We start from the raw sequence: 23,615 nt of genomic DNA, 5'->3' as shown, positions 1-23,615 counted from the left end.
GATGCTGATCAGCCAAATCCGGACGTCAATCCAGAAGGCGGCCAGCATCAACCTCAAAAACGTGATGATGAACCGACCCGGCCTCGGGGGATCCTGGTGATATCGCTGATAGTCGCGGCCGAAGGCCTTGCGCTTCTTAGTGCCGCCGCCTGGTACGCCGTCCAGCTGCTGAGTGGTGCCCCCGTCGCCTCGCTTTGGGGTGCCATCTTCACCCTGGCCCTTCTCCTGGCTGCAGCCTCCTGGTTGTTGGCTGTGGGGCATTTTCTGTTCCGCGGATATCGCTGGACGCGTTCTGCAGCGCTGGTAGCACAGCTGTTTGTGCTCACCATCGGAGTGCCCACAATCACCGGGGGCTATGCCGTAGCGGGATTGGCCATGGTGATTCCCGCTGTCGCTTCCATCGTGCTGCTCTTCGACAAGCGGGTTATTGCCTTCGCGTCCCGTGCCGGTGGTTCGCCGCCTGCGCTCTAAGGCACCCCGCGGCCAAAATGCGCTGCTGTTCCTCCCAAGATCCGGTCCGGAGCTGCCGTTTGAATCGGAACGGCTGATCCAGAGCGAAGAAGAATTGCCCGCCCCGGAGGGGGCGCTTGGTCGACCAAGTCCGTGCGAACCATAAAGAAATCGCAGTCGGCCGCCACGCGTGGGCGAAGGATGACCCCAGTGCCCGAGTTGCGCGCCGAGACCGCGACTGGCAGCCGCTGGACTAGGGAGGGGCTTGGGCTGGCAGTGAGGACCATCGTCCTGCAGAGCCCGGACAGTGCCAGAAGGTGCTGCTGTGTCGCGTGTGGCAGGGTGTCAGCATCGTCAACGAGGATGGCCACGTTCCTCGCAGCTGCGTCCGACTCCAGTCGCCGCAAAGTCTCTGAAATAGCCGAGCTGCTGTCTGGCCCACTGTTGGCGGACAGCCAGGGAACATGGGGGTTAGCTTCCTGGATGGTCTCCAGGAAAGTGCTCTTGCCGGACTCTGGTCCACCTATGGCAAGGAATACGTCTTCTTGCCTCAGGGTGACGATCGACTGAACCAGCTCGTCACCCTCCAACCCAAGGACCAGGCGAATCGGACCTTTGCTGCTTGTGGCTTCGTCCCATCCCGGGACTCGTTCCGATGGGCGACGCAGCATGTCTGTCACGCCAACCACATCGGGGAGGGCTTCAATGTGGAAGGGAGCATGTTGCGGCTTGGGCACCGATCCATATGGCCATTCGCCCGCCTCAGGCGGAAGGAACAGTTGGGTGACTGGGGTTGAGGTTCCCTTCCCGCCCAGGGCTCCCGTTACCACCGCTCTCCCTTGCAATGGCTCAGCTGTGGGCAATTTGGATGGCCAGGCCATTTTGCTTTCTTCACTGGACCCCTCGGGGAAGTAGGCGCGGCTAGGGAGGAGGGGCCCAAGCCGGGACGTGGAAAGCTCCCTGTCACCGGTGGTAATGATGGTGATACCAGCTGCGGAACCATCGCGGGCGAGGTCGTACGCAAGCTCTTCGGCCCAATTCAGCGGACCGGATCGGAAGCAGGAAAGCCACGTTCCCCAGCCATGAATGACCAGGATGAGGGGCGTGCGATCAGGAGATACAGGGTCGATTCCTTGCACCATGGAAACTCCGGCGTCCGAAGATTCGTTGCCTTTGAGGACGCCGGTGGGGGAGCTGGGACGAAGAGCACGTCCGGCCGACAGTCTTGACTGCATTTCCGCTACCAGGCGGCGGAGGATGCGGGCGGCTCGGCGGGGTTCGTGAATCCTGGCCACGGCCCCTGTACGCGGTGTAAGTTCCGCGCCAGCAAATGAACCGTCAGAATCCAGGATGTACATATGAGATTCCCGGGCTGCAGCGGCAATCGAAGCTGTTACTGCGAGGCAGGCCCCCGAGACCGCAGAACTTACGCCGACGAGGCCCAAATGGCCATGTGTTGACGGACACCAGTTGAGGGGCAAAGTTTCCTGTCGCTCGGGGTAATCTGCAAGCCCCAGAGTGACCGTAGTAGGGGACACGTCCCGTGGAGGGGTGATTTGACCATGGATTGCGTCGCCAAGGGTGAGACGCTCCGGTAACGGCTGGGCTACCGGAAGTCGAGGCGCGTGGCCGCCCTTCAGTGTCCATGCGGCCGCAACTGCATTGGTGACGTTGGCAGCCAATGCCGTGGAGTTCTTGTCGTCGCCGTCGTTTTTGCCGAAACCATTATGGGTACCAGGAGGAGCTAGGGCGGCCTCGCGGAAGCTCTTGACCCGAACTGGCGGCTGTTGGCCTCTAGCTTGCACGGATATCCGTGCGGTTTGGAACGCCATGGGATGGTCTGAGCCGCGGGCAAGAAGGGCTCTCCCCGGCGTTCGCTGCGGAATCGCGGCTGCATCCTTGGTTCCGATGATGTCTACGGATTCCATGTCGGATTGAACCCGCAGTGCGATGGCGGTGGTGACATTCGCTCGGATATCCATGGTCAGGGCGCCTTGCGGTCGTTGAGTTGCCATAACGAGGTGAATGCCCAAGGAGCGCCCGATAGCCGCTATTCGCATTAGTTCGCCCAGAGCCGCGGGGGCCTCATCCACGAGCATGCGGAATTCATCGACAACCAGCACTAGGTGTGGCAAGGGCGCTCGATCCGCAGTCATCCCATGGCGGTAGGCCCGGAGATCCTGGGTTCCCGCCTCTGCGAATGCCGCTTCCCGGCGTTTTACCTCAGCGCGTAGGGAGGCGAGAGAGCGTGCAAGCCCGCCGGCATCGAGGTCTGTCAGTAGTCCCACGCAGTGCGGGAGTTTGGACAGCGGGCCCAGGCCCGACCCACCCTTGAAATCGACGAAGAGGAAATTAACGGTGTCGGGGCTGTAGCCAAGGGCAAGGGATGAAACCAAGGTGCGCAGGAGCTCGGATTTTCCCGAGCCCGTAGTACCGGCTACCAAGAGGTGCGGACCATCGATGAGAAGGTCAACGCTGACGGGGCTTTCGGCTCCTGCTCCAAGTACAGCTATTAGGTCCTTCCCTTGCTCATTGGCGGACCAACGCCGCGCGGTAGTGCTCGGATCAAAAGATTGCAGGTCCGCAAGCTCGACAGATTCGGGGATTCCACGCTTGCCACTCCTCTGCGGCCGTCGCAGCGCTGACGCGCGACAGAACCTGTCGAAAACGTCCTGCGAAACGGAATCAGGCACGAATTCAAGCTCGGAACCGGTGGTCCGCAGCGTCGCTGGCCTCCGGCGTAGATCGACCACGGTTGATGCCCCGGGCGCCGGCATTTGGTCGACAACGACCACTGCCCAGCCCAGGGATATCGCCAGCTCCGCGAGTTTCGCTTCGCCGCGGGCCCCAGATCCTTCGGCCTCCGATGTTGCACCCACATCCAAGTGACCTGTCTTGGAGAGCGCTCGGCGGGATCTGGCGTAGCTGCGGTGGCGCGGCCTCTCTTCCTCTCTGCTCGCCAGTGGCCGCACCATCGGCGGGTTATCCCCGCCCGGGTCGTCGGCCAAGTGAGCGGAGGAGGGATCCCGTCTCAGAACAATCATGACTCTGCCACCTCCTGGAACACCTCGAACGCAGTCGGCTGCCGAATCGATGCTGGAAGTGACTACCGCTCCGGGTAGGAACCTCGCGCTCGCGGGCAGACTGGAGCCCGGCCCAAGGACGACGATCCTCGGGCCGGTCAAGGGGTTGATGCTGGTTGAGGCCTGCATCAAGAGGAATCGGACAAGCCCATGAGTGTCAGACTTCCGGCCGCAGATGGAGATCACTCCCTCGCTCGGGTTGGCAACTACGGGAAGGGCTGGAAGTGTCGGGGGCTTGAAGGATTCCTCCCTAGGCTCAAGCCGAATCCGCGCGGGCTGGTCCGCGGTACCAAATCGAAGTGGCGGCACCATTGGCACGGAGGGTGCCCGAAGCCGGGGGTTGGCCATTTCGAAGTTGGCCCGGGAGGCGTCTTGGTCCGCGGAACGGGTCACATCACTCGCAGCTGTCCTGCTTGGCATACTGACGGCGTCCGCAAGGCACCGATCTTCCCCGGCATTCGCCAGGAGAGCATGACGATGCCCGAATCCGGAAAATTCCCCGGAGTGCCCCTTCTCGAGATGTTCCAGATGCTCATTGGCGTCGTTCATTGCAATTGCCAACAACTGCGCCGCAGATGGAGCCGCATGCCGCCGTCGGACTTCATCCGCTGAAGCCGCATCGGCGACGGATACTGCAAAAGCCTTTCGTTGCCGGCCTGTAGAGAAGACAGAGACGAGCACAGTCACGGCGGAGACCGCGGTCAAGGCCAGGAACATCCAGGATCCGGTGAGGAGTGCAAGTCCGACGCCCAGGAGCAATGGGACAATGGCGGTCAGTAACAAGGGGACGGTTTTGGGCCCATCGCCTGGCTTCCGAATGACGATCTCCGCATTGATATCGTTCAGACCGTTTGACCGGATAACACGCATGGATTGGGCTGTTGCAAGGGCCTCTCCGAGGAATCCAATGGACATCGCTGAGGAACCGCATCGCAATACAGAATCTGTGGACAGTCGGGCTTTCCGGATCCGCCGATTATCGACGTGGACGCCATTCGCGCTCTGGTCGTCGACAATGGCCACTTCGGTGTCCGAAATGTGGAGGAGAGCATGGGAGCGGGAAAGCCCCGGATCGGGAATGGGGACATCGACGGGTCCGCGCCCGAGTCGGAAAGTGCCTCGGGACAGGGGCACCATCATGCCCGCACCCGGACCAGTGTGGACTGACAACAGCAGCGGAGGTCTATTGTGCTGACGGCGCCTTTTGTCCGGGGCCGCGTCCATGCCGCTGTCCACCAGGACGGCCCCGTCCACCAAAGGAGCTTGCCCAACGATGAGGTCCCCAATTGGATGACCGTGCACAGTGATGTTTCCCGTTGCGTGGCTCTGCTGAAGGGCGTTCTGCAAAACCGTGCCAGGTACTCCCTGCTCAACGTCAACAGTCAGTTCCGCCGGGGAAGTCCGGTTTAAGCTTCCAGGTGCGCGCACGAGTGTACATTCAAAGGTCATGATGCGCGGAAACTCCTCCCAGTGACACACGTGGCTTGGTGGCCGGTGTCCGATTCCGTCCTGACGTGCCAGGTTCCGTCGACGCGGACCTAACGGCGCCGTACCAGCAACGCTAGGAGGCTGCTGCAAGGCTCGTCATCCGCAAGCTGCCCTATGTGGAAAACGCCGGCTTTTGTGTCTCCGTGCCCGGTGGCCGCTGTGACCTGCCCGTGATGACTCGGGTAGGCTAGAGCAGCGGACACGGACGGCTCCGGGCTGCCAGAATTCGAAACAGGAGATTTAGTGAACGCTGACCACGTGGACCTTGTAGTTGTGGGTTCAGGCTTTTTCGGACTGACCATCGCGGAGCAGGCAGCGTCGGAACTCGACCTCAAGGTTGTAGTGCTGGACCGCCGGAAGCACATTGGCGGGAACGCCTACAGCGAAAGGGAAGAACAGACCGGAATTGAAGTACACCGGTACGGGGCCCATCTGTTCCACACCTCGAATGAGAGAGTGTGGGAGTACGTCAACCGCTTCACGACTTTCACGAACTACGTGCACAAGGTTTACGGCGTCCACAAGGGCGAGGTCTACTCCCTGCCGATCAATCTGGCCACGATCAACCAGTTCTTCCGTGCCAACTTAAGCCCAGCACAGGCACGTGAACTCATTCAGGAGCAAGCCGGGGAGTTGGCAGGGACCGACCCCCAAAACCTGAATGACAAGGGAATCCAGCTGATCGGCCGGCCCCTCTATGAGGCTTTCATCAAGCACTACACCGGTAAACAGTGGCAGACGGACCCCAAGGACCTTCCGGCCGGTATCATTTCCCGCCTCCCGGTGCGCTACAACTACGACAACCGCTACTTCAACGACACCTACGAGGGCCTCCCTACCGAAGGCTACACGGCGTGGATCGAAAAAATGGCTGACCATCCCAACATTGAGGTCCGTCTTAACACCGACTTCTTTGACGAGTCCCATGAATTCAGCAAGGGCAAGGTGGTTGGCAGGATTCCGGTGATCTACACAGGCCCAGTTGATCGCTACTTCGACTTCGCCGAGGGCGCTCTGTCCTGGCGCACTATCGACTTCGAGGAGGAAGTCCTTGACGTCGGCGATTTCCAAGGCACCTCCGTTATGAACTACAACGACGACGACGTTCCCTTCACGCGGATCATCGAACCCAGGCACTTCCATCCCGAACGCGACTACCAGAACGACAAGACCGTTATCATGCGCGAATTCTCACGGTTCGCGGAACCCGGGGACGAGCCTTATTACCCCATCAATACGGCGGCCGACAGGGAAAGGCTCCTCAAGTACCGGGATCTCGCTGCCGCCGAGCCCGGGGTTTTGTTTGGAGGAAGGCTCGGTACGTACAAATATCTGGACATGCACATGGCAATCGGCTCAGCTTTGTCCATGTTCGACAACAAGGTCCGCCCGCACTTTGAGGCTGGAGTCGAGCTAGTGAGCGGAGGAGTGGACGCGTGAACCAGAACAACGAATTCCAAATTCTCCAGCGCGTAATCCTTCCCCCGGACGGCGAAGTCGACACCACATCTTTGTATGTCGATGCAGGTCCGGCTAACGGAATTCGGCTCAGGGAAAACGACGAGTTTGCACGAAACCCCAAGTCGCCGGAGGATAAGCTCCACTTCGTTAGTTCAGGCGGCGAGGAAGTCCACTTCGAGGACATCCTTTCGCGGCACTCTGTTCGGCTCCGCGCCGGAGCCCAATTGTCCTTCGGAACGTATTTCAATGCTTTTCCGGCCAGCTATTGGCGCCGCTGGACTGATCTTCAGTCCGTTCGCCTGGTAGTCCGCACCAGTGGGCACGGGACGATCTCCGTCTACAAGTCCAATGCACGCGGCACATTGCAGCGCGTTGACGGTGCACGCGTCAACGGCGAGGCCGTTACCGAATTCGACTTAACGCTGAAGCCCTTCGGTGACGGCGGCTGGTATTGGTTCGACTTGGCGTCCAGCCGTGAGGAACTGCTACTCGAATCCGCGGAGTGGCAGGGCCAGCCACAGGACCGTGAGCCGGGCAAGGTGACTCTTGAGATCACCACGATGAACAAGCCGGAGTTTTGTCTCAATAACGCCCGCATTCTCTCTGAACATCCTGAGGTGCTGGAGCACGTGAGGGAAATCCTGATCGTTGATCAGGGGACACGGAAGGTTGCTGACCAGGCAGGGTTTGCCGACGTCGTGGAGGCGTTGGGCGGCAAATTGCGGGTCATTGACCAGGTCAACTTAGGCGGCTCGGGCGGCTTTGCCAGGGGCATGTATGAGGCCGTCGAAAATGGCAGCGACTACGCACTGTTGCTCGACGACGACGTGGTGGTGGAACCAGAGAGCATCTCACGCCTGCTGACGTTCTCGGAACATTGCCGGAAGCCGACCATTGTGGGCGGTCACATGTTCGACCTCTACAGCCGCACGGTGCTCCACACCTTCGGTGAAGTGGTGGATCCATATCGGTTTGTCCCGGCCATGCCGCACGCGGACATGGAGATGCGCCACGACTTCAGCGTGGCCAACCTGCGGCAGACCCCGTGGCTGCACCGCCGCGTGGATGTGGACTACAACGGCTGGTGGATGTGCATGATCCCCACCGAGATCATCCGGGACATTGGTCTCTCGCTCCCTGTCTTCATCAAGTGGGACGATGCAGAGTATGGGCTGCGTGCCCGCGAGGCCGGCTACGCCACTGTCTCTCTTCCCGGCGCAGCAGTGTGGCATGTGTCCTGGATCGACAAGGACGACCTGGTGGGCTGGCAGGCCTACTTCCATGGCCGGAACCGGCTCATCACTACCCTGATCTACAGTCCCTACAAAAAGGGTGGCAGGGTCATCCGCGAATCGTTCCAGGCCGACGTTAAGCACCTGGTGTCGATGCAATACTTCACGGAACACACTCGACTGGACGCCCTCCACGACCTGTTCCTCGGGCCCGCCCACCTACACAGGAACATCGGCACCAAGCTTGCCGAAATCAACTCCCTGCGGGCCGATTACTCAGACGCCCAGATGCAGGAAAACATTGACGACTTCCCGGCCCCCGCGCTGGGGCGGGGCCCGTCCGGGCTCAAACCCATCGGCCTTCCGCAAAAGAAGGACCTCGTCAAGTGGGGCGTCACCACGGTAGCCCGCCAACTCATCAAGAAGCCGGCTCCTGAATCGGCCGAACGTCCGCAAGGCTTCCTGGCGCACCGTGACAACCGGTGGTTCCGTCTGGCCCACTACGACAGCGTGGTGGTCTCCAACGCCGATGGCACTGCAGCATCCTGGTACCGCCGGGATCCGGAAAAGCTCAAGTCCATGCTCGCTGAGGCTGGAAGGTACCACGCGCGACTCTACCGTGAGTGGGAACGCCTGGCCGATGAGTATCGGAGCGCCCTGCCTGAGATTACGTCCATGGAGGCGTGGAAGAAGACGTTTGGCCTGGAATCTGGAGAAGAGCGCTAGGTGGCAAGTTCTACGGGCGAACTGGTTCAGCCAGGGCGCGGCCGCGGCATCATCGATGTCTACAAGCATCGTTTCCTGCTGCAATTGCTTGTACGCAAAGAGATAAAGATCCGTTACCGCGGGTCAGTCCTGGGGCTGCTGTGGTCCTACGTCAAGCCGCTGATGCAGTTTTCCATCTACTTCGTGGCTCTGGGCATTTTTCTGGACATGCAGCGCGGCACGCCCAATTACGCGATCTACCTCTTTGCCGGAATCGTCTTGGTGAACTTCTTTACCGAGTCACTCGGAAACGCGACACGTTCGATTGTGGATAACCGGGATCTCATCCGGAAGATCTACCTGCCCCGTGAACTCTTCCCGGTCTCCACGGTGTGGGTGTCGGCCGCGCATTTCCTGCCGCAGCTCGTTGTCCTGCTTGGTGCTTGCCTGATCGCGGGCTGGCGGCCGTCAATCTGGCAGTTGCTCGCCGCGGTGGCCGCCTTTATTCTGGTGGCCATTCTCGCGATAGGGCTGGGCCTCCTGTTCGGGGCTGCGAACGTTTACTTCAGGGACTCAGAGAACATCGTGGACATGATCCTGATGGTGGTCACGTGGGCCTCGCCAGTCTTGTATGTCTGGCCAATGGTTGAACGGGTCATGGGACCTTGGTTCTTCCTCTACCAGCTCAACCCGGTGACAGTGGCGGTGGAAGTCTTCCACTGGGCCTTCTGGTTCCCGACGCTTGAGTCGGGTCCGGCTTCAGAGTCGGCCACACCCCCTGACCTCATTGGGCTGTGGCTGCCAGCCGCTTTCGGCGTCGCGTTGGTGATTCTCGTCGTCGGACAGGTTGTCTTCAAGAAGTTGTCCGTCCACTTTGCGCAGGAGCTCTGAGATGACGATGTCGGAGACCGTGACGGACGCGGTGGCCATTACTTGCCGCAACCTTCGCAAGAAGTTTGTGCTTCGCCACACGCGGAGCATGAAGGAAGCCATTGTCTGGCTATTGACCGGGCGCAAGGGAGACCTGTCCAAGAAGTTCGACGCGCTCAAGGATGTCTCTCTGGACGTCGTACAGGGTGAAACTGTGGCCCTCCTCGGACTCAACGGCTCTGGAAAATCCACCCTGCTGAAGCTGATTTCGGGGGTGCTCCAGCCGGATGAGGGAACGGTCCACACTCGTGGCCGGGTGGCTGGCCTCATCGAAGTAGGAGCGGGCTTCCACCACGACCTGAGCGGTCGGGACAACGTCTATCTCAACGGCGCGATCCTGGGCATGACGCAAAGTCAGATCGATGCGATGTTCGATTCGATCGTTGAGTTTTCCGAGATCGGCGAGTTCATCGATACAGAGGTCAAGTTCTACTCATCGGGCATGTACCTGAAGCTGGCCTTCTCGATCGCGGTGCACACCGACCCCGAAGTCTTCCTCATCGACGAAATCCTCGCCGTGGGTGACGAGCCCTTCCAACGCAAATGCATCGCAAAGATCAAGGAACTGGCCGCGGCCGGCAAGACGCTATTTGTGGTGAGCCACGACCTTGACCTTGTCGCCTCGGTCTGTGACCGCGGCATCCTTCTGGAACACGGGCAGATCATCATGGACGGCGAAGTCCACGAGGTTGTACGGGAACTTCGACGCAGGTCTGCCGACTAAGGGATTCCTAGCCCCGGACAGTTCCAACATCCCACATAGTTTCGCGGACACGGCCCTTTCCCGCAGACAGCAGGGGCAGCCTCGGGTTAGCATGGGTCGCGACGCGGAGGGACGCACCTCCGCCTGGGGATGCGGGGGCTCCTATGGCGAAGTTCACGTTCGTGCTGTCCGCACTGGCGACTGCCTCGATTCTGGCTTTGGGTCAGATGCCTGCCGTCGCAAACCAAGAACCGGGCCCTCCGTCACCCCAACCGTCGCTTCAGGGCCCGACGGCGTCAACGGTTCCGTCGCCTGCCTCGCCTGCGACCGCGCCCAGCGTGACGCCGCCTCCTGCTCCGGCCCCGTCCTCGAGTAATAGCCCGACCAAGCCAAGCCCGCCCACCGGAACGCCGACGTCGTCCCTTTCGCCCACGCCGCCTGCGTCGGCGGGCGATACTGGGACGCCCGCCAACCCCGTGTCACCGACGGAACCCAAAGCAACAACATCGGCCCCGGAGGAGCCAACCGGTCCGGTGGCCACGGCAACCATTCCGGTGCCCGGACCCATCGGCGTCGAACACGAACGCCTGGGCGGTGACACAGGCCCCCTCGGCGCGGCCACCGCGGCCCAACAGTGTGGCCTCTCCCAAGACGGTTGCTACCAAAAGTTCACCAACGGTTCAATCGCCTGGACGGCTGCCACGGGCGCGCACGCTGTGATGGGAAGCATCGAGGACCTGTGGCTTGGCCTTGGCGGAGTGGACGGTTATCTCGCCTACCCCGTCAAGAACGCGGTTTGCGGTTCCGGAGCCCAAGGTTGCTCCCAGGCGTTCCAGCGAGGCAGCGTCTACGAGGTCGCCGGGAAGGGCACGTTCCCCGTATGGGGCGGGATCAACGCCACCTACCAGTCTTTGGGAGGACCGGCAGGATACCTCGGGCTCCCCACAGAAGCGGAGAAGTGCGGTACGCCCGCAGGAACCTGTACCCAGCACTTTCAACGCGGCCTGATCTATTACGGCCCGGGGGGAACCTGGCAGATCTGGGGCGCCATTGGCGCAATGTACGACGCCTTGGGCGGCTCTTCCGGCTATTTGGGCTACCCGCGGGGAGCCGAGGTCTGTGGGCTGCCCGGCGGAGCGTGCGTCCAGCAGTTCCAGCGCGGCGCGGCCTACTACGAACCAGGCGCAGGAACATTCCCAGTATGGGGCGCCATCGACGCACGATACGAGTCCCTCGGCGCGAGTCGCGGCTACCTCGGCTATCCGGTGGAGGCCGAACGGTGTGGCCTAAGGGATGGTGGATGTTCGCAAGCATTCCAACGTGGCCGGATCTACTACGCGACCGGGGCCGGCACACAGGCAGTGTGGGGAGGCCTTGGCCAGTTCTATTCAGCGCGTGGGGGGCAGTCCGGGGCCCTCGGATATCCGGTCACCGCTGAAGCCTGCAATGCCGCAGGATACTGCAGCCAGTCCTTCCAATATGGCGTTCTGGAATGGATCCCGGGTGCTGGTGTCCGTTATCGCCTGACCTCGGGAGCCTATTGTCCTGCGCTGAATGTAGGTGCTGTGCGATACAGCGGTGCCGGTGCCCCAAGGGTGTCTTTTGCCATCGCGGACGACTACAGAGCCACGCGCGTTACATTTATTACTTGTGTCAGGCAAGCCGACGGATCGTATGTCAAGGAGTGGGGCGCTTTGGGTTCGGCCGGGGAATCCGGTTTTGCGGGGCCAGGAGTCGCCACTGGACCGACCTGGCAGAAGTTTTCGCCCACCGGCTCCTACACCGTCACTGAGGCCTTCGGCCTCGGAAATCCTGGAACCGCACTGGCATATCGAACGCTGAACCCGTTTTCGAGATGGGGAGGCCAGCTGAACGCGAACTACAACAAGTACTTTGAGTCCAGTGCCGACGTCTTCCCTGACGAAAACATGTGGTACTACGCAACGCGGCCCTCGCACGACTACCGTCAAGGTGTGGTGATCAACTACAACCGTCCGCCTGATTCATCGATTGTCATGAACGCCGGATTCGCGATCTTCCTGCATGAAAACAACGTTCCAACGTGGGGTTGCATTTCACTCAACGATGGCGACCTGATCCAGTACATGCTTACGGCCCAACCGGGAGACCGCTTTATCATGGGGGTGGCCTATGACATCTTCAACTAGTCGCCAGACGGCCGCGAGAATCCAGAGCGCCCGAACGAGTGCAGGACAACCGAGCCTCAAGGTCGGCGCAGTTGGCAGGCAAGGGCGTTTTGCTGAGGCTCGACGGCGGAGCGCGTTCTTGTGGGCCGTGGCGGCAGTATTAGGGCTGGCCGGGTGCATGGGCGGCCCGGCCGCCCCGGTGGGGGGTTCGACGTCGACCGTCCCGTCCTCGTCCGCAGCGTCACCGTCGGAAAGCAGCGTCACCCGCGACGGCCGGACGATCCTTCCTGCCGTCCCGGAAGACTGTTCAACGCCGACGGCGGACGATGTCCGGTCGCGCCTCGGTTCGGTTGCGGCCAGCGTCCAGACCCCCCAGGCTAGTGCATCCACGAAAGATGGGGTTTCTACGGTCACCTGCGTCTATTCGCTGATTCCCGTCCCCGTGGGCCAAATGCCTGACCCTGGCAATGCCTTGGTGCTGACGACGACGAAAGCGCCGGATTCGGCTGGCATTGCTGCACTGGGGCTGCCCCGTCTCATGATGTCTCCGGAACCTGTCGAGGGCGCAGGGGAGCGCGCATGGTTTGGCGTGAACCGGCTTTCAGCCACAACGGAGTACGTCTTCGAATCAGTCCAGGGGCTCACGGCAATCCGTGCCAGCCTTGGTGTGCCATCGTCAACGCCCGAGGTGGGCGACGCCAAACAGCGTCTCCAGGCCCTTCTCAGCGGGTTGTGAGCAACAGCGTCCCGATCGCTTGGTTCAGGACGACTTGCAATCCTTGAGTTTATAGAGCCGGGCAGAGCCTTCCTGCAGGACCAGGCTGAAAGAATCCGACGATTGTGGTTCTTCCAGTCCTGGGAAGCGGTGGTTACCGCCGTGAACCTCTTTGGTGCCGAAGTCCAGCACATACTTCACATGTGTGCGCTGCGCTGCCCGGCACACAGCGGGATCACTGCTGGCATCCCGCAGTTTTGCATTGAGAAGGTCAACATCCTTGGTGTTCGCAGTGAGGATGTGTTTGGCCGTGGTGTCGCGGTCAGCGAGAGCATATGCCAACGCCCCACCGGTCCAGGGGTTCACGGCGATGGTCTCGTCGGCTTTCACGATTGCGGACAGGCGATCAAGGACCTTCTGCTCGTCAGTCGAGACCAGCGGCGAGCCGTCATTCTCGGTGTAGTTGATATTTGCGGTCTCGACGGCGGACGCCATGGGTGGGAAGAGGGCCGCTATGCCTGCACAGCTGGCCAGTATGAGCGCCACCAGGCCCAGAGCGCGTTGGAGGGGGCGTCGGGGACCATCCACACCCGGAGTTCGGTTGAAGAGGGTGCGTCGGGTCCAGGCGGCCACTGAATCCATGCCCGCAGCCGCGAACGGCAGCGCGACCAGAGGCAAGAGCGCGGCCAGGCGGTAGCTGTCGTTGTACCAGACCCCTGTGATGGCACTGCGAATTGCACTCACAGGGATTCCGGAAACGACCAGGAACAGCAGCGCAACTCCCAGGAAGCAGCCAATCATCCAGTAGCGTTCGATGTGCCGCAAGGAAATCATCAAGCCCGTGAGCATCAGGACGCTGACGGTGATCGCCACGGGACGGTTCATCGCCGAGTTCGTCGCAACTTCAAATACCGCTCCGAGCGGAGATTGTGTCGGCCCCCAAAAGGCAGCGTCGCGGGGCGGTCGGATCACAGCCCATAGCCCGAGGAAAACCACGGCGCCAATTGCGAGGCCCCAATTTGCCCGCAACCATGCACGGCGATTCGTTGTACGTCCGCCTCGGATGTAGAACCTGATGACGTGCGCCTGAAGAACCACGGGAATCGTCAGGACAAGTAGGGACATAAAGCCGTTTGGATGGGCCAACGCGAGCCCGGGAACCAGCAAGAACGGCAACACGCGGCGTGGCAGGCAGCCGACCTCCGGCATACGGTGTGGATTTAGGAGCAAAACCACGCTGGCAAGGGTCGCTGGCAACATGCTGATAGACAGGAAATTCGGGTACAGAACACCGAAATCGAGGAGCAGGATGGGGAAAGAGGAGAAAGCCGCGGACAAGAGGGCGGCCGCGGCAATGGCTACGGGCCTCTTCCCCGCCACAACCCGAGTCAGCAGCATGGCACCCAGCGGCCAGATGAAGGCCGCGATGCCCATGTTCAGGGCATTTACCGCAACGGGCAGGCTCATGCCGCCCAACAACACCAACGCTGCCGCGAGGCCGTGCCATGCCGCGGGATAAAAGTACGGAGGCTGGTCGCCGCTGGCCATTCCGGACATCGTCAGCGATGAGGCGCTGCCCGTGTTCAGGATGTACCGGATTCCGTTGAGGTGGAACACGTTATCGAAGGTCTGCGAGAAACTTGCGGGCGTTCCGAACACCAAAGCCAATTGAACTAAGATGAGCGCCGCACCCGCAACGTAAGCGGCCGCAATCCAAACGCGCCGGGCTGAGAAGGCAGGCTGAGTCTCAAGTGACGAGTGGCCGCCGTCGGGGTTTGCCTGCTGGGATGCGGTGGCGGCACGGCGGGCCAGTAATCGGCGCACAGCGAAGACCAACAGTCCGCAAAGCACACCGCCGCCAACGACAAGCCACGGCGACCAGCCCACGGAGACGAATGGCAGTAAGATGGCCAGCACCGCAGACAGCGTGACAGTAAGTACGGGCGCCGTGGCAACCGCTGCCAGGCCCCGCAAACCCAGGGCAAAGCTGACGATGCCTCCCGGAACTGCCAGAAGGGCGAACGCCAGCAGCACCGGGACCACCATGTCGAACCAATTCATTTACCGGGTCCAGTCCATCCCGTGAAGGCAATGGCCCGGCGTGAGCCGGATTCGCGCCACGTCAGATGGACTGATCCAGGAGGCCCAGAAGGTAGGACCCGTATCCGCTCTTCACGAGCGGTTCCGCACGTTCGCGCAGCTCATCGTCATTCAGGAACCCGAGGCGCCACGCGATTTCTTCGGGGGCACCGATCTTGAGGCCCTGACGGTTTTCCACCGTGCGGATGAAGTTTGAGGCGTCGCTCAAGTCGTTGAATGTTCCTGTGTCCAGCCAGGCGGTTCCGCGCGGCAGGATCTCCACCTGAAGCTTGCCTTTGTCCAGGTAGGTCTTGTTGACGTCCGTGATTTCGAGTTCGCCGCGTGCGGACGGGCGCAGGTTGCGGGCGATGTCAATAACGTCGTTGTCGTAGAAGTACAGGCCCGGGACCGCATAGTGGCTGCGGGGCTTGGCCGGCTTCTCCTCCAGCGAGAGCGCCTTGCCGTCGTCGTCGAATTCGACCACGCCGTAGGCCTTGGGGTCCTTGACCCAGTAACCGAAGACCGCGCCGCCGTCGATGTTGGCATGCCGGCGGAGCTGGGTTCCCATACCGGGACCGTAGAAGATGTTGTCACCGAGGACGAGTGCCACAGTGTCGGTGCCGATGTGATCGGCACCGAGGATGAATGCCTGGGCAAGGCCGTCGGGGGATGGCTGCTGAACGTAGGTGAGGTTGACGCCAAACTGCGAGCCGTCACCGAGAAGCCGCTGGAACTGCTCTGCGTCGTGCGGAGTCGTAATGATCAGGATGTCCCGGATGCCCGCCAGAATCAGCGTTGAGAGCGGGTAGTAGATCATGGGCTTGTCGTAGACCGGGACTAGCTGCTTGCTGATGCCGAGGGTGATCGGGTGCAGCCGGGACCCAGTTCCGCCGGCCAGGATAATTCCACGCATGGGCCCAATACTTCCGTACAGCGACCCTGCGCGGCAAACCAGCGTAGGTCTTTCGGAGCCTGACGTCGCGCCCTATGACGCATTGTTTCGGCTGTTCCGCCGTGCGGCGCTATTCATTCGGTTCGTTCGGCACAGCGGGCTCCGCTGGGATGCTGGAGTGGGCCCAAGGTAGAATTGAGGGTCTGCAACGAACCACAAAGGATCTTGGCTTGAGCACAGCCGTACTGAAAACGAGCGCGATACCGGCCCCAACCTTGGGTTCCCCACTCGACCCACGTGGCAACAGCCTCAACCTCATCAGGCTGGTGCTCGCGTTTATGGTGCTCTTCGCCCACAGCTGGCACGTTGCCGGCGCGGGAAATGGCCCGGGTTTCAACGGCGAGAACCTGGGTGGTTGGGCTGTGGCCGGCTTCTTCGGGATCAGCGGTTACCTCATCACGGCGAGCCGGTTCAGCAACCGGATTGGCCCATATTTGGTGCATCGTGTTGCCAGGATTTTCCCCGCATTCATTGTGTGCCTCGTGGTCATGGCATTTGGGTTCGCCCCGATCGCGTACTTTATTCAGCACGGTTCGCTGAGCGGCTTCCTGTCAACCGCGACCACACCACTGAATTCGATCTTCGCCAACCTGTCCCTGAAAATTGTCAGCTACGACATTGCAGGCACGCCCGCCGGGGTTCCTTATCCCGGGGCCTGGAACGGCTCACTGTGGACGCTGTACTTCGAATTCATGTGCTATCTCATGGTGGCCTTCCTCGGCTTCCTGCCGGTGGTGAAGAAGACTCCTTGGCCGATCATCCTCGCGTTCCTCGCCTCGGTTCTCCTGTGGGCCAATATCGGAGCCATCAAGCCGCTGCTGCAGTCCAACCTCGATTTTGAACTTGCTGCGCGCCTCATTCCCTTCTTCCTCGGCGGCGCAGTTGTTCAGGTCCTGAGCCCGGTCCTGGGCATCCACCGCATCGCCGGCCCAGTCTCGGTGCTTCTGGCGACGGTTTGCATGGTGTTTGTTCCGGGGTTTGGCGGCCAGCTCGCAGCCCCGTTCATCGCTTACGGACTGCTGTGGATCTCCACCTGGCTGCCGCAGCCCTCTCTTGTCGCCCGGCACGACATCTCCTACGGCGCTTACATCTACGCCTTCCCTGTGCAGCAAATGCTGGCTGTGTTCGGGGCCCATCACTGGGGCGTCTGGTGGCTTACCGTGGCTGCGACGCTGGCCACAATTCCGCTGGCTGCTGCAAGCTGGCTGTTTGTGGAACGCCCCGTCATGCGCAGGGCGCGAAAGAGCGTCTGAGTCGCGGGCCAGTCCGAAGGCGATAAAGCCACCAGCTGACGGCGGCATGCGGAAGCACGCTTTTGGCAAGTTAGGAAGCTAGGAAGCAGCCTGGCGACGGCCGGTGCGGCCGGCGAAGCCAGCGGCAACACCGGCGAAGGCTTGGGCCAGACGTTCGCGCCTGCCCGGCGCCAGGACGGACACAATCGCCAAGTGCCGGTAGTCCGCCAGGAAGCCCTTGAGGGCCCAAAGGAAATGGCGCCGGCCGTAGTCCTTGGCCAGCAGGATCCGGTTGCGGAATATGTAGTAGTAGCGCCAGGTGGCCGCCGTGCGCACAGCGAGTGGCTTACCGGCAATTGATACGGGCACGCCCAGGATGCGGCCCTGGGTCATGCTTCCTAATGCGTGATCCAATGCGGCGTTGGGCGCTATGACCGCCTTGAGCCCGGCGTCGCGGCAGCGGAGGTAAAACTCAGTGTCAACGCCATCGATAAACAGCTCGCTGCGCAGCAGCCCGACATCCTCCAGTACAGGCACCGGAACCAGGAGTCCTGACTGGATCGGCTCACCCCCGAGCGCGATGCCATGTTCCGTGCCTTCACGCCGGGTTGGAAGTCCACGTATGGTGGCCGGGGCCACCATGCCAACGCGGACGCCAGCCACAGTTGCTGCCTTGGCGGCGTCCACCAAGGCAGCAACATACCCCGGGTCCAGGAGGGAATCCTGGTCCATTGTCAGGATGTAATCCGGCTTTATTTCGCTGCTGAGGGCGTCAGCAATACCCGTGTTCAGTGCTTCGGCGATGCCCGAGTTGGTGGCCAGGCGCTTGACCACGCAGCCCATCGCCTCCAGTTCCGCCAGAATGTCTGACGGATCGTGGGGGCTGCCGTCGTCGACGACAACAACAATGTCCGTTTGGGACAACAGCGCAGCGGCGTTGTCCAGCACGCTGCGGGACGGGTTGAACAGAGAGACGACGGCGGCCGTCACAGCCATGGGATGCGGGCTTTCGTTTAGGCCGGCTGGACGTCAGGCTGCGCGTCGATCCACGTGGCCAGCCGCTCGATGCCCTGTGCCAGGTTGTAACGGGGAGTCCAGCCGAGGACACGCTGTGCGGCTTCGACATCGGCCCATGCGTGGCGCACGTCGCCCTGCCTGTATTGGCCTGTTACGTGCGGCTCGGGAGCGTTGTAATGAGCGGCGATGAGCTTGGCCGCGGTGCCGATGGTTTGGAACTCTCCGGAGCCGATATCCATTGGCTCGCCCTGGACGGTGGGGGAGGTTGCGCCAGCAACGATTGCGGAAGCCACGTCGTCGATCAGGATGAAGTCACGACGGACTTCGCCGTCTTCGTACAGCGGTATCGATTTGCCGCCCATGGCCATGCGGCAGAAGAGGCTCATGATGCCGGTGTACGGGTTGATGAGCGACTGGCCCGGGCCGTAGACGTTCTGCAAGCGAAGGATGACGGTCTCCACGCCGTAGGCCTTCGCCCAGGCCTGAAGCACGTTTTCCTGGGCAAGCTTGGTGGCACCGTACACGCTCACCGGCGCAGGGAAAGTCTCACTTGCCTTCATGGCCACGGGCGTAGAGTCAGGGAAGTCCCACTGGGACTTATCCAGGGTTTCGCTGGTGCGCTGGCCGGGGTAGAAGACGGTGCCGTCTGCCTTCTGCCAGGCACCCTCGCCATAGATGGCGCGGCTGGAGGAAAGGACGATCCTTCGCGGCAGCTTCCCGTGCCGGTTCAGTCCGTCGAGGAGTTGCGATGTACCCACCACGTTGACATGGGTGTGGCGCGTGGATTCCTCGAGGGACTGTCCCGTACCGGTTTCGGCTGCGAGGTGGATGACGACATCCGGCGTCACGTCGGCAAGGACTTTGTCCCATGTGTCTGCCTCGGCAACATCGGCCACGATCAGTTCTGCGGCTTCGTGAAGTTCTGACGGGCGTTCGCCAGACGAGTGGATTTGCGGGTGCAGGTTGTCCACGACGACCACTCGGTCAAATGCTTCGGCAAGGGCCGGCGAAATGGCACAACCGATGAAGCCGGCACCGCCGGTGACGAGCACGGTGCCGCCGGGACGGGTGGGGTTAGCTACAGAAGTCACCATGGACCTTTCGTAAGGTTACTTTCCGAACGTGTGGCGGACCAAGGCCTTGATGGCCTGTCCGTTGCGGCTGGCGGCAGCCTTGGGCAGTAGCGCCACGGCATGGGCGCGGGAAGTTAGTCGCAGCCGGGCGGAGCGTGCAGCGGACTTCCAGCCGAGGGCGTCAGCTTGTGCCGCTGCGACATGGAAGTATTCCCGCTCACCCGCGAACCTGGATCCGTCAACGAGCTTGGTGGAGGAGGCGCTATTGGAGTGGCGGCGGTACTGGAAGCAGACAGTGGGGTCGACCAGGAGCTGGTCTCCGTTGTAGATCATGTCCATGATCAGGGCGAGGTCCTGAATGATGGGGAAGCCGTCCCGGAAGTCTACCCGTCGGATCCTATCCGTCCGGAAGGCCAAAGAAGGCCAATACAGCCAGTCGCCGTGCAACAGGTTCGTTGCTATGGATTCCCCGGACAGCAGTTGCCGCCCGCCTCCGCGTGGTTTGACGATTCGTTGCTTGACGACGTCCACAAGCGTGGCGACCACCTGGCTGGACTCGTCGATCACTTCCACGCCGGGTTGGATGATGGCGGCTTCCGGGAAGGCATCGTGGGCGGAAAGGATGGTGTCCACATAGTTGGGCAGCAGGATGTCATCGCAGCCAAGGATCACCATGACTTCCTGCGTAGCCAGGGAGACGCACGTGCGGTAGTTCTCTGTGATGCCCGCGTTGTTTTCTTTGCGGATGTACTTCACACGGGGATCATCGATTGCCGCCATGAAGTCGCTGATTTCCGTGCCGGGGTAGGCGTCGTCGACAACGGTTAGGAGCCAGTCTTGATTTGTCTGGTCCAGAACGCTGTTGACGGTTTGCTTCATGTACCCTGGGTCGCCCCAGTATGGGATGAAAATGTCGAGGGGCATCGTTGCTGTTTAGCCTTCTGAGTGGTGGTGGGAGGTCGGTGCGGGTCGCGAATCAGCGTCGTCCGGCGGCGTGCCGCTGATGGCCTTCTTGTCCGCCACTCCCGCGGCGATGGCCTCCATTTGGGCACGGAGGATTGCGACCTCCTCGGCCAGGGCTCGCGTCTCGTCTTCGACGACGGATATCTCCCAGGACAGGTGAAGGCAGACTCCCAGCAACATCAGGATGCTCATGGCGAAGAGCAAGTTGGACGGCAGCTGTACGCCGACCATTTCGGCCACAATGTTCAGCAGTCGCGGGAATGCCGCCAAAACCAGGGTGGCCCCGCCAACGAGCAGCCACAGCGCCGCGTATTTTTCACGCAGCTTCTTGCGGCGAAGCATTTCGAAGACCAGCGCGACGATGACCAGTGCCACGAGGAACGCTGCGAGATTACCCATCAGTGGGCTCCTACTGTTTCGGCGGCAGGCGCAGCAACGGTCGAGCGCTTGCGTGTGAGGGCAAAGAGCAGTGCGAAGACGGAGCGGCCCAGGTAGATCGCGGCCTTCGCAGGATTGTGGCTGGGAGTGCCTCCCTGCCGGACGCGCATTTCTACCGGGACCTGCGTCACGGTGAGGCCTGAGCGTATGGCCACAACCAGCGAATCGATCGTGTCACCCAGATACTCGGCGGGGTAGTGATCGAGGTACTGCGTGATGGCGCGGTCGTTGGCGGCACGGAACCCGCTTGTGACGTCCGTAAGCCTTGTCTTGGCGAGGGAGGAAATGACCTTGGCAAGGAATAGCATGGCCCACTTGCGCGGCCCGCTCACTTGGTAGTTCCCGCGGTCGGCAAACCTCGCACCGATTGAGATGTCCGCGTGGCCCAGGCCTGCGAGGACTTCTTCTATGTTCCTGGGATCGTGTTGGCCATCGGAGTCCACCTGGATGACCTGCTGGTAGCCAAAGCGCCGGGCGTACTTGAACCCGGCCCGCATGGCACCGCCCACACCCAAGTTGAAGGGAAGGTTAAGGACCGTTGCTCCCGCTGCCTCCGCGATGGCAGCTGTGCTGTCTGTAGAGCCGTCGTTCACGACCAGGACGTCATACCTGCCGTTGGTGGCGAGGACTTCACGCACCGTGTTGCCGACCGCTTCGGCTTCGTTCCAGGCTGGCATGATGACCAGGACGCGGGCTGTGGGGGTGGGTTCCATGGTGTCCAAACTATATCAATTTCAAACAGGGGCACTGACGACGACGGCGGTCCGCAAGGGCTGCTCGGAAAGGCGGCGGCTACCGGAGTTTCCGCTCCAAGGCCGGGGGAATACGTCCCGTGCGGCCGCGCAAGGCATCCGAGAATCCTGCGGCAGCAGCCCTAAGCAGTTTGCCCCTGCCGGGGCTGAAGGCAAACCGCAATAGATGCGCCTTAGCTTCCTCGACGAGCCGCCGGAGAGCCCACGACGGCGCTTTAAGGCCGTACCTGCGGGTAATCAATGTTCCATTGCGGCAGATGTAGTACACACGGCTGGGGGAATGGTAGTTGTAGGAGATCTCCCGGCCGAGGATCATGATCGGCCGGCCGAACACTTTGCCTGGTTCGCGGCGTCCAAGGTCGTGCTCAATGTCACAGCCCTCGCCGACGAGGACGGCAAGGCCAGCCGTACGGGTTCGCATAGTGAATTCTGTATCAACCCCGTCGATGAACAGTCCAGCGTCGAATGTTCCCACACGGTCGAACGTCTGCTTGGGGATCATGAACCCGGACTGCATGGGGTCGAACGCGATATTGAAGCCGTTGAGGCTCCCCATGATGGGGATCGGGTGCCCGCTGTACGCCGAGGCGCTGACGAAGCCGACGTCCATACCTGCGTCGTTCGCACGCCGGATCGTGCCAAGCGCGTTGGAAACGTACTCCGGGTTGGGCTGCGAGTCCTGGTCCAGCGTCAGGTAGAAGTCGGGATGGAAATTGGTCTTGGCAAACTCCACCCCTGCATTCAGCGCAGCTGCAATTCCTGCGTTTTCCGGTTGGTGGATCACCGTCATACCCGCATTGACGAGCTCCGAAAACACGTCCTGGGAGCCTGACGGGGACCCGTCGTCTACAACAATTACATGTCCGGCCTGGGTGCGAAGGTTTTTCGCAGCTTCGACCAAGGAGGCGTCAGGCTTGTAGGCGGCGATGATGGCTGCAACCGACTGCTGGTCACTTGACGGCATAGCCCACCCTTTCTTTGTTCATGAGCTTGAGGCCGGGAATAAGCAGCGCAACGAAAAGGACGGCTTCGCTCAAAGCCATTCCGAGTGCGATCCCTGGCGCGTTGCCCGTCACACCAGCGGACACCATGGCGGCAACCCCGATGACGGCAGAGACAATCGTCCAGCGCAGGACGACATGCTGTTGCCCGGCGGGCACAAGCAGGTTGCGGATAAAAGGAGTCCCGGCACTGAGGAATATAAAGGCGAGGCCGTAATACAGGCAGAGCTCGATCGTGGCCCGGGCCTCGCCGGCAAAGAGCAGGCTGCTCACGAAGGGACCGGCCACGGTGAGTACGATGGCGCCGACAACCCCCAGTCCGGCGTGGGCGATGATCGCGGCCAGGTGCCGCGACCTCCGATTGCTTACGTCGGGCTCGATCGTCCAGCTCTGGAACGCATTGCCCATCGCTACCACGGTGAAGAGCCCAAAGCGGTAGAGCGTGTCCGCCGTCGACAAGCTGCCCGATGCGCCAGGATCTGTGGTCGCAGTTGCGATGGGCGCTGGCGTGCTGGCGTAGGCATTGCCTGCGAGGTTGATGCCAGCAGTCCGTCCCTGCCCGCCAAGTTCGCGCAGGGTAGCGGGAAGATCTACGGGAAGCCACTGACCACCGGGGGAGTGCCTGCGGTGGAAGATCGCAAGGGACACCACCGTGACCCCCGCCAGAAGAGCCGTGTAGACCCACAACTCACGGGTTAGCAGGAGCAGCGGAACGGACACCGCAGTTGCTATGAACCGCGGAATGGTGTCGTACGTGGCGAGCATGCGCGGTTGGCCGAGCCCGATGCAGAACCAGGCGGGAGAAAGGCCGGCCAGCGATATCGCCCATGCCATAAGCACTGCCTGCCATCGAAAACCGGGCACGGCGACCACGGCTGCCACTCCAGCGGTTAGGGGGACGACGGCCGCAAGCAAGACAAGCCGGCTTCGGATGCTTCGCAGATAGACATCGGCGCGCTCATGGCTGGTGGCAGCCCGAGCAATGGCCACGGGTCCGTCAACATTCCAACCCCACATGAGGATGGTGGCGGCGAAGGTGCCGATGGCTTGGCCAGAGATGACGCTCGAGATACCGTCTCCGCCCACCACTGTGGACAGAACGGGAAGCAGCACCAGCGGCGTAATCAAGGACAAGAGCGGTAGTACCGTGAACCCTGACAGGCGGAGCAGTACGGTCTTCATAACGCGGCGAAT

19 protein-coding genes are annotated in these 23,615 nt (G+C 61.6%); 8 read left to right on the top strand and 11 right to left on the bottom strand.

The features are described 5' to 3' along the window. The first annotated feature begins 90 nt into the window (after nucleotides 1-90). The gene (locus LD110_RS05495; protein ID WP_225497334.1) at nucleotides 91-471 is read left to right on the top strand and encodes a hypothetical protein; all 381 of its coding nucleotides are present in this window, start codon (nucleotides 91-93) and stop codon (nucleotides 469-471) included. On the opposite strand, the gene LD110_RS05490 is transcribed toward LD110_RS05495, so the two are convergent. After that, nucleotides 468-4,982, bottom strand: a complete 4,515-nt coding sequence (locus tag LD110_RS05490) for an FtsK/SpoIIIE domain-containing protein (protein ID WP_225496943.1) — start codon at nucleotides 4,980-4,982, stop codon at nucleotides 468-470. The genes LD110_RS05495 and LD110_RS05490 overlap by 4 nt on opposite strands. A gap of 282 nt (nucleotides 4,983-5,264) precedes the next feature. On the opposite strand from LD110_RS05490, the gene glf reads away from it, so the two are divergent. From glf to LD110_RS05470, 4 genes are read left to right on the top strand one after another with little or no spacing between them, the layout of a single operon-like run. After that, nucleotides 5,265-6,461 carry a UDP-galactopyranose mutase gene (gene glf / locus LD110_RS05485; protein ID WP_225496941.1) on the top strand — a complete coding sequence of 399 codons (1,197 nt, stop codon included), beginning with the start codon at nucleotides 5,265-5,267 and terminating at the stop codon, nucleotides 6,459-6,461. Then, nucleotides 6,458-8,440, top strand: a complete 1,983-nt coding sequence (locus LD110_RS05480; protein ID WP_225496939.1) for a glycosyltransferase — start codon at nucleotides 6,458-6,460, stop codon at nucleotides 8,438-8,440. The genes glf and LD110_RS05480 overlap by 4 nt, the downstream gene beginning before the upstream one ends. Continuing rightward, entirely contained in the window at nucleotides 8,441-9,310 is an 870-nt protein-coding gene (locus tag LD110_RS05475; RefSeq protein ID WP_225496937.1) for an ABC transporter permease, read from the top strand. Between the two features lies 1 nt (nucleotide 9,311). Then, nucleotides 9,312-10,073: an ABC transporter ATP-binding protein gene (locus LD110_RS05470; RefSeq protein ID WP_225496936.1), complete on the top strand. Its 762-nt coding sequence runs from the start codon at nucleotides 9,312-9,314 to the stop codon at nucleotides 10,071-10,073. 259 nt (nucleotides 10,074-10,332) lie between these two features. On the opposite strand, the gene LD110_RS23840 is transcribed toward LD110_RS05470, so the two are convergent. Beyond that, on the bottom strand, nucleotides 10,333-10,593 hold the full coding sequence (locus LD110_RS23840) for a hypothetical protein (RefSeq protein WP_225496934.1): 261 nt from the start codon (nucleotides 10,591-10,593) through the stop codon (nucleotides 10,333-10,335). Here LD110_RS23840 and LD110_RS05460 point away from each other — a divergent pair. Both LD110_RS05460 and LD110_RS05455 read left to right on the top strand, forming a co-directional pair. After that, entirely contained in the window at nucleotides 10,586-12,220 is a 1,635-nt protein-coding gene (locus LD110_RS05460; protein ID WP_225496933.1) for a hypothetical protein, read from the top strand. The genes LD110_RS23840 and LD110_RS05460 overlap by 8 nt on opposite strands. After that, nucleotides 12,204-12,935, top strand: a complete 732-nt coding sequence (locus LD110_RS05455) for a hypothetical protein (protein WP_225496932.1) — start codon at nucleotides 12,204-12,206, stop codon at nucleotides 12,933-12,935. The genes LD110_RS05460 and LD110_RS05455 overlap by 17 nt, the downstream gene beginning before the upstream one ends. Before the next feature lie 24 nt (nucleotides 12,936-12,959). On the opposite strand, the gene LD110_RS05450 is transcribed toward LD110_RS05455, so the two are convergent. Both LD110_RS05450 and rfbA read right to left on the bottom strand, forming a co-directional pair. After that, nucleotides 12,960-14,975 (bottom strand): DUF6541 family protein, encoded by a 2,016-nt coding sequence (locus LD110_RS05450; RefSeq protein ID WP_225496931.1) that lies wholly within the window; start codon nucleotides 14,973-14,975, stop codon nucleotides 12,960-12,962. Between the two features lie 61 nt (nucleotides 14,976-15,036). Then, on the bottom strand, nucleotides 15,037-15,906 hold the full coding sequence (rfbA, locus tag LD110_RS05445; protein WP_225496929.1) for a glucose-1-phosphate thymidylyltransferase RfbA: 870 nt from the start codon (nucleotides 15,904-15,906) through the stop codon (nucleotides 15,037-15,039). A 209-nt stretch (nucleotides 15,907-16,115) separates the two neighbouring features. Between rfbA and LD110_RS05440 the strand changes: the two genes are divergently transcribed. Further along, complete coding sequence (locus LD110_RS05440) at nucleotides 16,116-17,198, top strand: acyltransferase (protein ID WP_225496927.1); 1,083 nt, start codon at nucleotides 16,116-16,118, stop codon at nucleotides 17,196-17,198. A gap of 78 nt (nucleotides 17,199-17,276) precedes the next feature. Here LD110_RS05440 and LD110_RS05435 read toward each other — a convergent pair whose 3' ends face one another. The 7 genes from LD110_RS05435 to LD110_RS05405 form a co-directional block, all read right to left on the bottom strand. Then, complete coding sequence (locus LD110_RS05435) at nucleotides 17,277-18,173, bottom strand: glycosyltransferase (RefSeq protein WP_225496925.1); 897 nt, start codon at nucleotides 18,171-18,173, stop codon at nucleotides 17,277-17,279. Nucleotides 18,174-18,190: 17 nt separating this feature from the next. Continuing rightward, a complete protein-coding gene (locus tag LD110_RS05430; protein ID WP_225496923.1) occupies nucleotides 18,191-19,288 on the bottom strand; it encodes an NAD(P)-dependent oxidoreductase in 1,098 nt (365 codons plus the stop codon). Between the two features lie 15 nt (nucleotides 19,289-19,303). Next, nucleotides 19,304-20,191, bottom strand: a complete 888-nt coding sequence (locus LD110_RS05425; protein ID WP_225496921.1) for a glycosyltransferase — start codon at nucleotides 20,189-20,191, stop codon at nucleotides 19,304-19,306. Between the two features lie 9 nt (nucleotides 20,192-20,200). Continuing rightward, nucleotides 20,201-20,629 carry a DUF2304 domain-containing protein gene (locus LD110_RS05420; protein WP_225496919.1) on the bottom strand — a complete coding sequence of 143 codons (429 nt, stop codon included), beginning with the start codon at nucleotides 20,627-20,629 and terminating at the stop codon, nucleotides 20,201-20,203. Beyond that, the gene (locus tag LD110_RS05415) at nucleotides 20,629-21,381 is read right to left on the bottom strand and encodes a glycosyltransferase family 2 protein (RefSeq protein WP_225496917.1); all 753 of its coding nucleotides are present in this window, start codon (nucleotides 21,379-21,381) and stop codon (nucleotides 20,629-20,631) included. The genes LD110_RS05420 and LD110_RS05415 overlap by 1 nt, the downstream gene beginning before the upstream one ends. Nucleotides 21,382-21,460: 79 nt before the next feature. Next, complete coding sequence (locus LD110_RS05410) at nucleotides 21,461-22,384, bottom strand: glycosyltransferase (protein ID WP_225496915.1); 924 nt, start codon at nucleotides 22,382-22,384, stop codon at nucleotides 21,461-21,463. After that, nucleotides 22,371-23,603, bottom strand: coding sequence for a polysaccharide biosynthesis protein (locus tag LD110_RS05405; protein WP_225496913.1), 1,233 nt, complete (start codon nucleotides 23,601-23,603; stop codon nucleotides 22,371-22,373). The genes LD110_RS05410 and LD110_RS05405 overlap by 14 nt, the downstream gene beginning before the upstream one ends. Nucleotides 23,604-23,615 lie beyond the last annotated feature (12 nt).

The organism is Arthrobacter sp. M4, from assembly GCF_020251205.1.
In the GTDB taxonomy this organism is placed as follows: Bacteria; Actinomycetota; Actinomycetes; order Actinomycetales; family Micrococcaceae; genus Arthrobacter.
Note: the sequence above shows the minus strand (reverse complement) of the source record. Positions and strands in the feature narration are given on the sequence as shown.